The organism is Paracidovorax sp. (genome assembly GCF_057642795.1).
This window is the reverse complement of sequence record NZ_JBXYZY010000002.1, coordinates 72,350-85,335: the sequence shown is the minus strand read 5'-3', so window position 1 is coordinate 85,335 and position 12,986 is coordinate 72,350. Positions and strand designations below refer to the sequence as shown.

Here is a 12,986-nt window from a genome sequence, read left to right as displayed (position 1 = left end):
AAGGGCCGGGGAAGAAAGGCGGGGCATGGGAGGCAAGGCCGAGGAATCCGCACCAGCACGGTGCGGCGGGGGTAGGGAAAGAGACAGTGCGTGCAGAAAAGGCACAACCACAGGCGCTGGGCGGCCCCATTATTCCGCAACCCCGCAGTCCGACGGCATGCGCTTGACTGCAGTCAAGGACTCAGGCGTACAAGTTGCTAAATTGCAATGTGTTCAATGGAGTTGGAATAAATATTACATGTGGCCACCGCCTGTGCGGCGGCTGCGGCAGAGATCCACTCAAACCCTTGGATGATCCTCCTTGAGGGTGCCCTTTCGCCACAAGCCACTACCTTGCTGCCGCCATGAACCACCTCACCCAGCTCCGCCTGCTTCAAAAATTCATCATCCTGGGCCTGGTCGGCCTACTGATGAGCGCCGTGCCCGCGACGCTGTTCGTGGGCCAGGCGCTGGACGGCATCCGCAACGCCCGCCTGGAGGCCCGCGGCACGCCACCGCTGCTGGCGCTGCACAAGGCGGTGCAGGAACTGCAGGTCCACCGGGGCCTCTCGGCCGGCATGCTCGGCGGCAACGAGGTGCTGGCTGGCCGCCGCCCGCCCGTGCGCGACGCGGTGAACCAGGCCCTGGAGCAGGGCAGCGCGCGCTTCGCCGAAGCCGGCGTGCCCGAAGCGCTGGCCCAGTCCTGGACACAGGCGCGCCAGCGCTGGCAGCAGCTGGAGCCCGAGGTCGCCGCCCGCCGGCTGCAGCCCGCGCAGAGCACGGCGCAGCACACCGCGATCATCAGCGCCCTGCTGCTGCTGGGTGAAGAGCTGCTGCACACCTACGGCCTGCAGGTGGAGCCCGACGAAGAGACGCACGCCCTGGTGCAGGCCAGCATGGTGAGCGCCCCGCTGCTGGGCGAGAAGCTGGGCGTGATGCGCGCCCAAGGCACGGGCTTCCTGGGCAAGAAGGAACTGCCGCCGCAGGGCCGCGGCCTGCTGCTGGGCCTGCGCGAACGGGTGCTGGAGCTGCAGGGCGAGACCACGCGCAACCTGGACCGCGCCATGCGGCAGGACGCGGCCTTCGCCGCCGCCATGCAAGGCCCCACGCGCACCATGCAGGAGCGTGTGGCCGCGGCGCTGGAGCTGGCCAACCGCGCGCTCATCGACCTGGACGCGGCCGAGACGCCCAGCCTGTCGCCCCAGGAATATTTCGACACGTTCACCCGGGCCATCGAGGCGCTCTCCGCACTCGACACGCAGGCCATGGCCAGCCTGCAGACAGCGCTGGATGCGCGCATCGGCCAGCTCCAGCGCACGCTGCTGTGGCAGGCCCTGCTGATGGGCGCCATCGTGGCGTTGGCCGCGGTGCTGATGGCAGTGTTCGCACGCTCGGTCACTCGGCCCATCGCGCAGGCCGTGGCCCTGGCCGACGGCGTGGCCGCGGGCGACCTGGCCGGCCCGGCCATCGAACACGGCCGCGACGAGGTGGGCCAGCTCATCGCCGCGCTGCTGCGCATGCGCACCCAGCTCACGCGGGTGGTGGCCGGCGTGCGCCACGGCGCCGAGGGCGTGGCCACGGCCAGCGCGGAAATCGCGCAGGGCAACAGCGACCTCTCGGCCCGCACCGAATCGCAGGCCAGCGCGCTCGAGGAAACCGCCGCGTCGATGGAGCAGATGACCGCCACCGTGCGCCAGAACGCCGACAGCGCCCGCCAGGCCAGCCAGCTGGCAGCCAACGCCAGCGCCGTGGCCACGCAGGGCGGCGAGGTGGTGGCGCAGGTGGTGAGCACCATGGGCCAGATCACCGACAGCTCGCGCAAGATCGGCGACATCATCGGCGTGATCGACTCCATCGCCTTCCAGACCAACATCCTGGCGCTCAACGCCGCCGTCGAAGCGGCGCGGGCAGGCGAGCAGGGCCGGGGCTTCGCCGTGGTGGCCTCCGAGGTGCGTGGCCTTGCGCAGCGCAGCGCCGAAGCGGCCAAGGAGATCAAGGCCCTCATCACCGACAGCATGGGTCGCGTGCAGCAGGGCGGCGCGCTGGCCGACCGGGCCGGCAGCACCATGGCCGAGGTCGTGCAGTCCATCCAGCGGGTGACGGACATCATGGGCGAGATCAGCGCCGCCAGCCAGGAGCAAAGCCAGGGCGTGGCCCAGGTGGGCGAGGCCGTCACGCAGATGGACCAGGCCACCCAGCAAAACGCGGCGCTGGTCGAGGAAATGGCCGCCGCTGCGGCCAGCCTGCGCGGTCAGGCCGAAGAGCTGGTGCGTTCCGCCGGCGTCTTCCGCCTGGCAGACGGCGCAAGCGGCGCGCAACCGCTACGCATTCAATAGCGCCCACCGAAGGCGCAGACTTCGCCAGTGGCACTTTTGGCCGGGGACTGGGGCACCCCGCTGGCGGGACGGTTAACGTATTGACACGTTTTGGGGCTACAAGCCGGGCGTAGCGCACCCGAAAAACCCGGAACACCACCCGCGTGGCCCGGGCTGGCACCCGAGCCCGCCGCCGCTGTTTGCCGAAAGCCGATCATGAGCCCCATCCCCACGGCTGCCGCCTCCACGGTGCCGCCGCACTCCCGCGCGCCATCAGACTGCGCGGCGGAACCCGCGCACCGCAGCCATGCCTCGGCCCTGGCCGCCGCCATGGCGGCGGCCATGCTGGCGGCCTGCGGCGGGGGCGGGGGCGGTGGTGACCCCGCCAGCGGCGCAGGCGGCCCTGCAACAGGTGGCAGCGGCGGCAGCGGCGCCACCCCGACCAGCGACGAGGAAGCCGCCCGCTTTTTGCTGCAGGCGCAGTTCTCGGCCACTGACGAGGACATCGCCGCGCTGCGCGCCAAGGGCTACGGCCCCTGGCTGGCAGACCAGTTCGCGCAGCCCATCGGCACCACGGGCACGGCGTGGCTCATGCAGCGCGGCTACGGCGTGGCCAGTACCGATACGCGCTACGACAACGTTTCGTACCCCAGCGACTTCATGCTGTGGAACCAGCTCTTCACCGAGCGCGACGCCATGCGCAAACGCGTGGCGCTGGCGCTCTCGGAGATCCTGGTCGTCTCCACCAGCGGGCTGGAGCAGCCCTGGCGCATCTTCCTCGCCTCGGGCTACTGGGATCTGCTCAACCGGCACGCCTTCGGCAACTTCCGCGCGCTGCTCGAAGCCGTCACCCTGAGCCCGGCCATGGGCATCTACCTGAGCGTGCGCGGCAGCCAGAAGGAAGACGCCCGCACCGGCCGCCAGCCCGACGAGAACTACGCCCGCGAGGTGATGCAGCTCTTCACCATCGGCCTCTACCGCCTGAACCCCGACGGTACCGAGCAGCGCGACGGCAGCGGCAACCGCATCGACACCTATTCCGCCGCCGACGTGAGCAATCTGGCGCGCGTGTTCACCGGCTACGACTACGACACGCGCCAGAACCAGCCCACCACCCTCGGCAGCAGCACGGTGCCGGGCCTGCAGCAGACACTGCTGCCCATGGCCTTCAACGCGGCGCGCCACTCCACCCTGCCCGCCACGTTCCTGGGCACCACGATCCCCGCCGGCACGGCGGGCGACGCGGCGCTCAAGACCGCGCTCGACACGCTGTTCAACCACCCCAACGTGGGCCCCTTCATCGGCCGCCAGCTGATCCAGCGCTTGGTCACCAGCAATCCCAGCCCCGCCTACGTGGGGCGCGTGGCTGCCGCCTTCGCCGACAACGGCAGCGGCACCCGGGGCGACCTGCGCGCCGTGATCGCCGCCGTGCTGCTGGACCCGGAGGCGCGCAGCACCGCCGGCCTCGCCAGCCCCCAGTACGGCCGCCTGCGCGAGCCCATGGTGCGCTTCGTGCAATGGGGCCGCACCTTCGGCGTGCAGTCGGCGCGCGGCACCTGGAAGATCGACAACCTGAGCGACCCGGCCACCCGCCTGGGCCAGAGCCCGCTGCGCTCGGGCTCGGTGTTCAACTTCTTCCGCCCGGGCTACGTGCCGCCCGCCACCGCCATGGCCGCGGCCGGCCAGGTGGCGCCGGAGTTCCAGATCGTCAACGAAAGCAGCGTGAGCGGCTATCTGAACTTCATGCAGAACGCCATCCGCTGGGGCTACTACGTGAACGCGCCCGACCTGCCGCAGAACGGCAGCACTGCCGCCAACGGCTTCGACATCACCTGCAGCTACGCCAACCTGCTGCCCCTGGTGGCCGATGCTGCCGCGCTGGTGCGCAAGGTGACGCTGCTGCTGTCGGCGGGCCAGGTGTCGGCGGCCACGCAGGCGCGCATCGTGGCCGCGCTCAACGCCACACCGGTCACGGCCAGCAGCTCCGCCGCCGCACGGCTTGATCGCGTGGCCGCCGCGGTGCTGCTGGTGATGGCCAGCCCCGAATACCTCGTGCAGAAGTGACCGACCGCCCAGCGAGCCCCGCCATGAACTTCATCGACCCCGCACGCCACACGCGCCGCGCCTTCCTGCGCCGCAGCGCGCAACTGGCCGCCACCGGCACCGCCCTGCCCTTCGCCCTGAACCTCGCGGCGCTGGGCGAGGCCGCCGCCTTAGAGTCCAGCGACTACAAGGCCCTGGTCTGCGTCTTCCTCTACGGCGGCTGCGACTACGCCAACACCGTCGTGACCTACGACAGCAGCCGCTACGCGCAGTATTCCGCCATCCGCGGCGGCAACAGCGACGGCACGGCCGCGGGCATCGCCCTGGGCCGCGATGCGCTGGCCGCCACGCAGCTGCGCCCCGGCACGGCGCTGGCCGGCGGCATGCAATACGCGCTGCACCCGTCCATGACGGGCCTGGCCGGCCTCTTCAACGCCGGCCACGCCGCCGTGCAGCTCAACGTGGGCCCGCTGCGGGTGCCGCTCACCCGCGCGCAGTACGCCAGCGGCGACCGGCGCAACTACCCGCTGCCGCCCAAGCTCTTCTCGCACAACGACCAGCAATCGGTCTGGCAGTCGCAGGGCGCCGAAGGCTCCACCGTGGGCTGGGGCGGCAACCTGGGCGACCTGGCCCTGTCGTCCAACGCCAATTCGCTCTTCACCTGCATCTCGGCCACCGGCAACGCCGTGTTCCTCTCGGGCGATCAGGCGCTGCAGTACCAGATCAACCCCGGCGGCGCCACGCCCGGCGCCGTGCCCATCAACGCCGTCAAGGGCAACGTCTATGGCTCCAGCGCCGTGCGCAGCCTGCTGAGCGACCTGGTGCAGACGGCCGGCAGCCATGCGATGGAGGCCGAATACGCGCGCGTCACGCAGCGCTCCATCGGCGCGGAAGGGCAGATCTCGTCCGCGCTGGCCGGAGCGAAGCTCTCCACCGCCTTCCCGTCCAACAACCCGCTGGCCGACCAGCTCAAGATCGTGGCCCGGCTCATCGCCGGCCGCAACGCGCTGGGCACGCGCCGGCAGGTGTTCTTCGTCTCTCTGGGCGGGTTCGACCTGCACGACAACCTGATCGGCAACCAGCCCCAGCTGCTGGACAAGGTGAGCAGCGCCATGACCGCCTTCTACAACGCCACGGCCGAGCTGGGCGTGGCCGACAAGGTCACCGCCTTCACCGCATCGGACTTCGGCCGCACGCTCACCTCCAACGGCGACGGCTCCGACCACGGCTGGGGCAGCCACCATCTCGTCGTGGGCGGCGCGGTGCGCGGCGCCGCCTTCTACGGCACACCGCCGCCCGTCAGCGTGGGCAACGGCAGCGGCAGCGAAGACCAGTGGCACGTGGGCCAGGGGCGCCTGCTGCCCAGCACCGCCGTGGACCAGTACGCCGCCACGCTGGGGCGCTGGTTTGGTGTGGCGAGCACCGAGCTGGCCGGCGTGCTGCCGCACATCGGCAACTTCGGCGGCTCGGCCTATCCCGTCGATCTGGGATTCATGGGCTGAATCGTCCGCCTCTGATCCGACCGCCCCGCAGGAAGACCGCACCATGACCCGCACTCTTCGCTGGACCACCGCCACCGCACTGCTGCTGGCGGGCCTGCTGTCCGGCTGCCAGGCCCAGCGGCGGCTGCACGAGGGCGACGGCGGCGGCGGCCTTGGCGAATCGCTGCGCAGCCGCTGGGCCGAGCGGGTGCAGGGCCCGACCGGCGCGCTGCCGGCCGGGGTGCGCAGGATCGCCGACCTGCCCTACGGCAGCGATGCACGCCAGCGCATGGATGTGTACCTGCCGCCCACGGGCGCACTGCCCCCGGGCCAGCGCGCGCCGGTGATCTTCATGGTGCATGGCGGCGCCTGGCGTACCGGCGACAAGGCCATGCCCAAGGTGGTGGACCACAAGGTCGCGCGCTGGGTGGCGCGGGGCTTCGTGTTCGTGTCGGTCAATTACCGCATGCTGCCCGGCACGCCCGTGGCGCAGCAGGCGCAGGACGTGGCCCAGGCCCTGGCCGCCGCGCAGCGGCATGCGAGCGACTGGGGCGCGGACGCGGGCCGCTTCCTCCTCATGGGGCATTCGGCCGGGGCGCATCTGGTGGCGCTGATCAACGCCCAGCCGGCGGCCGCGCTGCGCGGGGGCGCCCAGCCCTGGCTGGGCACGGTGGTGCTCGACAGCGCCGTGCTCGACGTGCCGCAGTACATGGCGCAGCCGCATGTGCGGCTCTACGACGAGGCTTTCGGCAGCGACCCGGGCCTCTGGCGGCAGCTCTCGCCCGCCGACCAGCTGGCAGCGGGTGCCCCGCCCTACCAGTTCGTCTGCTCCACCGAGCGGCGCGATCGCCCCTGCCCGCAGGCCGAGACCATGGCCCGCCAGGTGCGTGCCCTGGGCGGCCGCGCCAGCGTGCTGCCGCAGCCGCTGAGCCACGGCGACATCAACGGCGAGCTGGGCCTGGAAAGCGCCTACACCCGGGCCGTGGAGGCCTTCATGGCCTCGCTGGACCCGCTGGTGGCGCAGCGACTGGCACGTTGAGCGGCTATCGGCGCGCGCCCGGCGCCGCGCCGCGGCCTCATCAGGCCAGGTAGCGCTGCAGGTAGCGCCCGGTATGGCTGGCCGGGTTGGCCGCCACCGCTTCGGGCGTGCCTTCGGCCACCACGGTGCCGCCGCCGGCACCGCCTTCGGGGCCCATGTCGATGATCCAGTCGGCGGTCTTGATGACGTCGAGGTTGTGCTCGATCACGACGATGGTGTTGCCCGCGTCGCGCAGCTGGTGCAGCACCTTGAGCAGCAGGTCGATGTCGGCGAAGTGCAGGCCGGTGGTGGGCTCGTCGAGGATGTAGAGCGTGCGGCCGGTGTCGCGCTTGGAGAGCTCCTGCGCGAGCTTGACGCGCTGCGCCTCGCCGCCCGAGAGCGTGGTGGCCGACTGGCCCAGGCGCAGGTACGACAGGCCCACGTCCAGCAGCGTCTGCAGCTTGCGGGCGATCGCAGGCACGTCCTGGAAGAAGGCGTGGGCGTCTTCCACCGTCAGGTCGAGGATCTGCGCGATGTTCTTGCCCTTCCAGAGCACTTCCAGCGTCTCGCGGTTGTAGCGCTGGCCATGGCAGACGTCGCAGGGCACATAGACGTCGGGCAGGAAGTGCATCTCCACCTTGACCACGCCGTCGCCCTGGCAGGCCTCGCAGCGGCCGCCGGCCACGTTGAAGGAAAAGCGCCCGGGGCCGTAGCCGCGTTCGCGGGCGGTGTTGGTCTCGGCCATCAGTTCGCGGATGGGCGTGAACAGGCCCGTGTAGGTGGCCGGGTTGCTGCGCGGCGTGCGGCCGATGGGCGACTGATCGACGTTGATGACCTTGTCGAAGTATTCGATGCCCTCGATGGCCTCGTGCGGCGCGGGCTCGTCGTGGGCGCGGTAGAGCTGGCGCGCCACGGCCTTGTGCAGCGTGTCGTTGACCAGCGTGCTCTTACCCGAGCCGGACACGCCCGTCACGCAGGTGAAGAGGCCCACGGGGAATTCGACGCTCACGTCCTTCAGGCTGTGGCCAGTGGCGCCCACCACGCGCAGGGCCTGCAGGCGGCCCTGGGTGGCGCGGTGTTCGGCCAGGCGCTCGGCACGGCGGCGGCTGGCGTCGGTTTCGGGGAAGCGGGGCTTGCCGCCGCTCTTCTTCTCGGGCTCGGGCGCGGCGCCGCCGCCTTCGAGCACCGGCAGCCAGGGCGTGCGCCGCGCGGGCACGGCGATGGTGCGTGCGCCCGACAGGTACTGGCCGGTGAGCGATGCGGGGTTGGCGCGCACCTGGTCGTAGGTGCCCTGGGCCATGACGCGGCCGCCATGCACGCCGGCGCCCGGGCCCATGTCCACCACGTGGTCGGCGGCGCGCATCATGTCTTCGTCGTGCTCGACCACGATCACGCTGTTGCCGATGTCGCGCAGGTGCTGCAGCGTGGCGATGAGGCGGTCGTTGTCGCGCTGGTGCAGGCCGATGCTGGGCTCGTCGAGCACGTACATCACGCCGGTCAGGCCGGAGCCGATCTGGCTGGCCAGGCGGATGCGCTGGGCCTCGCCGCCCGAGAGCGTCTCGGCGCTGCGGTCCAGGCTCAGGTAGTTGAGGCCCACGTCGTTCAGGAAGGTGAGGCGCGTGGCGATCTCGCGAACCACCTTGCTCGCGATGTCGGCCTTGGCGCCGGTGAGCGAGAGCGTCTCGAACCAGGCCAGGGCCTCGGCCAGCGTGGCGCGGCTCACCTCGTAGATGGCGCGGGCCTGCTCGCCCTCGCCCACGAAGACGTGGCGCGCCTCGATGCGCAGGCGCGTGCCGTGGCAGTCCGGGCAGGGCTGGGTGCTGCGCAGGCGGGCCAGGTCTTCGCGCACGACGACCGAATCGGTCTCGCGGTAGCGGCGCGCCATGTTCGGCAGGATGCCTTCGAAAGGGTGCTTCTTGATGACGGCGGGGCCCTTGTGGGCGCCGCTGTCCAGGATGTAGCTGAAGGCGATCTCTTCCTCGCCGGAGCCGTAGAGCACGGCCTGCTGCACGCGCTCGGGCAGCGATTCGAAGGGCGCCTCCACATCGAAGCCGTAGTGCGCCGCCAGGCTCTCCAGCATGGCGAAGTAGTAGCCGTTGCGCCGGTCCCAGCCCTTGATGGCGCCGCTGGCGAGGCTGAGCGAGGGGAAGGCCACCACCCGCGCCGGATCGAACACCTCCTGCTGGCCCAGGCCGTCGCAGGTGGGGCAGGCGCCCATGGGGGCGTTGAACGAGAAGAGGCGCGGCTCCAGTTCGGGCAGCGAGAAGCCGCAGATGGGGCAAGCGAACTTGGCGGAAAAGAGGTGCTCGCGGCCCGAATCCATCTCCAGCGCCAGCACGCGGCCGTTGCCGTCGGCGCCTGCCGCCTCCTGGCCCACGCGCAGCGCGGCCTCGAAGCTCTCGGCCAGGCGCTGCCGGAATCCGCCGCTGGCCTGCGGTTCGGTGTCGGCGCGCACCTTCAGCCGGTCGATCACCACGTCGATGTCGTGCTTCTCGGTCTTCTTGAGCGGCGGCAGGTTCTCCACCTCGTGGATCTGGCCGTCCACGCGGAAGCGCACGTAGCCCAGCGCCTGCATCTGCGCGAAGAGCTCGGTGAACTCGCCCTTCTTGTCGCGCGCCACCGGGGCCAGCACCATGAGGCGCGTGTCCTCGGGCAGGGCCAGCACGATGTCCACCATCTGGCTCACGGTCTGCGCGGCCAGCGGCAGGCCGTGCTCGGGGCAGTGCGGCGTGCCGGCGCGGGCGTAGAGCAGGCGCAGGTAGTCGTGGATCTCGGTGACCGTGCCCACGGTGGAGCGCGGGTTGTGGCTGGTGGCCTTCTGCTCGATGGAGATCGCGGGCGAGAGGCCCTCGATCAGATCGACGTCGGGCTTGTCCAGGCGCCCCAGGAACTGCCGGGCATAGGCCGACAGGCTTTCCACGTAGCGGCGCTGGCCTTCGGCATAGAGCGTGTCGAACGCCAGACTGGACTTGCCCGAGCCCGACAGCCCGGTGATGACCACCAGCTGGTTGCGCGGCAGATCCAGGTCGATGTTCTTCAGGTTGTGGGTGCGCGCACCCCGGATGCTGATGCGCTGCTCGCGCAGGGCGCGGGCCAGGTAGGTGCCGCTCTCGGGCAGGGCCGGGGCAGAAGCGGCGGCGTCAACATCGTGGGCAGGGGTGGTCACGGCGGCAAACGGTGGAAAAAAGGTCAACCGGCCATCATAGGGGACGGCCCCGTTGCCTGCAGGGCGGCGCCCGGGTGCCGACCGGGAGGCGCGGCCCATTCACTACCAAAACCATAGCTGCTGGCGCAGGCAGAACGCACGCAAGAACCGGTTTTGGCACAAAACGGCCGCCTCCCCAGCGGCTGCCCCCAGGTCGATGCGCGAGAATCGCGGCTTCGCCCCCCTGGGGGGCATCCCACGATCCTCGCCAAGATAGGCGCACCCACCACCGTGCAGGACTCTTCCACGCCCTCTTCCCCGGCGGCCTCCACGCCTTCCGCCGCAGCCACCACCATGACCCCGCTGGAGCGCCGCTCCAGCCTGAGCCTGGCGCTGATCTTCGCGCTGCGCATGCTGGGGCTCTTTCTCGTGCTGCCGGTGTTCGCGCTGGAAGCGCGCAAATACCCCGGCGGCGACGACCCCGCCCTGGTCGGGCTGGCCATGGGCATCTACGGGCTCACCCAGGCCGTGCTGCAGCTGCCGCTGGGCCTGGCCTCCGACCGCTTCGGCCGCAAGCGCGTGATCGTGCTGGGCCTGCTGGTGTTCGCCGCCGGCAGCCTGGTGGCGGCGCTGGCCGATTCGCTCACCGGCCTGCTCTGGGGCCGCGCGCTGCAAGGCGCGGGCGCGGTGTCGGCCGCCGTTACCGCCTTGCTGGCCGACCAGACCCGCGACGGCGTGCGCACCAAGGCCATGGCGCTGGTGGGCGGCAGCATCGGCCTGATGTTCGCCGTGGCGCTGGTGGCCGCGCCGCCGCTGGCCGCCCGCTTCGGCCTGGGCGGCCTGTTCGGGCTGACCTGCGCGCTGGCGCTGGCCGGCATCGCCACCGTGCTGTGGGTGGTGCCGCCCGAGCCCGCGCGCCACACCGCCTCGCCGCGCGGCGGGCTGGCCCGCGTCTTCGCCCACCCGGACCTGCTGCGCCTGAACCTGGGCGTGTTCGTATTGCACACGGTGCAACTGTCGATGTGGGTGGCCGTGCCCGCGCTGCTGGTGCAGGCCGGTCTGCCCAAGGCCGAGCACTGGCACCTCTACCTGCCCGCCGTGGTGGCCTCGTTCGTGCTGATGGGCGGGCTCTTCGCGATGGAGCGCGCCGGCCGCCTGCGCGCCGCGCTGCTGGGCGCCATCGGCCTGGTGCTGCTGGTGCAGGCAGGGCTGGGCTGGGCGGCGGCGGCGGGCGCGCCCGCCCCGCTGTGGGCGCTGGGCGGGCTGCTGTTCCTCTTCTTCTGCGGCTTCAATGCGCTGGAGGCCAGCCAGCCCAGCTTGGTGTCGCGCACCGCGCCGCCCGAAGTGCGCGGCGCCGCCCTGGGCACCTACAACACGCTGCAGTCGCTGGGCCTGTTCGCGGGCGGCGCGCTGGGCGGCACGCTGCTGCGCTTCGGCGGCGCGCCCAGCCTGTTCGCGGTGACGGGCGCGTTGTGCCTGGCCTGGCTGGCCCTGGCCTGGGGCATGCGGCCGGTGCCGGCCGCGCAGCACCCTCGCTGAGGGCGGCCGGCGCCCTGCGGCGCTCAGCGGGCTTCCGGCGGGCGTTCCTGGGGCTCCACCTCAGGCCGGGGCGCTGGCTTGGCCGGCTCCGCATCGTCCCGCTCCCCCTCCTCAGGGAAGGTATTCGGCAGCTGCGCCGCGCTCAGCATGGCGGCGGCCAGCGTCTCGTACAAAGGCCGCGCCAGCATGCGCGAGATCAGGCTGGCCAGCATGGCCGCAGACATCAGGCTCAGCACCAAAGCCTGGCCGTCCACCATCTCCATCACGATGATGAAGGACGTGAGCGGCGCCTGCGTCACCGCCGCCAGGAAGGCGGCCATGCCCATGGCGATGAGCGCCGGGGCGATGTCGCCGCCGCCCATCAGCACCGCCACGTTGTGGCCCACGCCCGCGCCGATCGAGAGCGACGGCGCGAAGATGCCGCCGGGCACGCCAGCCCAGGCCGTGAGCCAGGTGGCAATGAACTTGAGCGTGACGTAGAACGCCGGCACGTCGGCCTCGCCCGCCAGCATGTGCTTGACGGCCTCGGAGCCCGCGCCGAAGGTGGCACCGCCGGTCACCAGACCGATCACCGCCACCGCCAGGCCGGCGACGGCGGCGAAGCGCACCGGCCAGCGCGCGCGCCAGCGGTTGAAGCGGTTGGGCGCGCCGGTCAGCGAATCGGCCAGCAGCTTGGCGAAGAGCCCGCCCAGCACGCCGCAGGCCAGCGACACGGCCAGGCCCGGCAGGAACGCGTCCCAACCCAGGCGGTTGACCAGGATGCGGCCGAAATAGCTCAGGTTGCCGAACACCGACACGCCCATCAGGCCGGCCAGCACGATGGCCGCGATGATGAGGCCGCTGCTGCGCGACTCGAACTTGCGCGTGAGTTCCTCGATGGCGAACACCACCCCGGCCAGCGGCGCATTGAACGCGGCGGCGATCCCGGCCGCGCCGCCCGCCACCAGCAGGCCATAGGGCGTGATCCCCGAACGCGGGCCGAACCAGCGGCGGCCATGGTGCATCACCCCGGCGGCCACCTGCACCGCGGGCCCCTCGCGGCCGGTGGACAGGCCCGCGAGAAAGCCCAGGGACGTGAGCACCGCCTTGGCGAACGACAGCCACAACGACACGAAGCGGCCCCGGTCCTTCTCGGTCAGGCCGGTCTGCAGCGCGGCCGCCACCTGCGGAATGCCCGAGCCCGCAGCACTGGCCGCCCAGCGGCGCGTGGCCCACACCACGAAGGCGGTGAGGGCCGGCGTCCACAGCAGCACGAGCCAGCCGCCCTGCCAGTCATAGACCTTCATGAAGAGGTCGAAAGCCCCTTCGGCCAGCATCGTGAATGCCACCACGGACAGGCCCGCCGCCACCGCATAGGCCAGCACGATGCTGCGATCCAGCCAGCGGCGGCCGTCGCGAAGCTCCGCGCGCAGGTTGTCGAGGAAGTTGGGTTCTCGTTGCATGGCGGGACGCTGGCGGGGGAGGAG

At 71.5% G+C, this 12,986-nt stretch carries 7 protein-coding genes; 5 read left to right on the top strand and 2 right to left on the bottom strand.

All coding sequences use genetic code 11. The features are described 5' to 3' along the window. Positions 1–344 precede the first annotated feature (344 nt). The 4 genes from AC3A84_RS03145 (at position 345) to AC3A84_RS03130 (ending at position 6,857) form a co-directional block, all read left to right on the top strand. Complete coding sequence (locus AC3A84_RS03145) at positions 345–2,315, top strand: methyl-accepting chemotaxis protein (RefSeq protein WP_487968289.1); 1,971 nt, start codon at positions 345–347, stop codon at positions 2,313–2,315. Positions 2,316–2,510: 195 nt separating this feature from the next. Then, entirely contained in the window at positions 2,511–4,358 is a 1,848-nt protein-coding gene (locus AC3A84_RS03140) for a DUF1800 domain-containing protein (RefSeq protein ID WP_487968288.1), read from the top strand. Positions 4,359–4,381: 23 nt separating this feature from the next. Then, positions 4,382–5,839, top strand: coding sequence for a DUF1501 domain-containing protein (locus AC3A84_RS03135; RefSeq protein WP_487968287.1), 1,458 nt, complete (start codon positions 4,382–4,384; stop codon positions 5,837–5,839). A 43-nt stretch (positions 5,840–5,882) separates the two neighbouring features. After that, positions 5,883–6,857, top strand: a complete 975-nt coding sequence (locus AC3A84_RS03130; protein ID WP_487968286.1) for an alpha/beta hydrolase — start codon at positions 5,883–5,885, stop codon at positions 6,855–6,857. Between the two features lie 40 nt (positions 6,858–6,897). Here the strand turns inward: AC3A84_RS03130 and uvrA are convergent, their stop codons facing one another. Next, on the bottom strand, positions 6,898–10,002 hold the full coding sequence (gene uvrA / locus AC3A84_RS03125) for an excinuclease ABC subunit UvrA (RefSeq protein ID WP_487968284.1): 3,105 nt from the start codon (positions 10,000–10,002) through the stop codon (positions 6,898–6,900). Between the two features lie 333 nt (positions 10,003–10,335). Between uvrA and AC3A84_RS03120 the strand changes: the two genes are divergently transcribed. Continuing rightward, positions 10,336–11,520, top strand: a complete 1,185-nt coding sequence (locus AC3A84_RS03120) for an MFS transporter (protein ID WP_487968413.1) — start codon at positions 10,336–10,338, stop codon at positions 11,518–11,520. A gap of 23 nt (positions 11,521–11,543) precedes the next feature. On the opposite strand, the gene AC3A84_RS03115 is transcribed toward AC3A84_RS03120, so the two are convergent. After that, the gene (locus AC3A84_RS03115; protein WP_487968283.1) at positions 11,544–12,962 is read right to left on the bottom strand and encodes a chloride channel protein; all 1,419 of its coding nucleotides are present in this window, start codon (positions 12,960–12,962) and stop codon (positions 11,544–11,546) included. Positions 12,963–12,986: the final 24 nt, after the last annotated feature.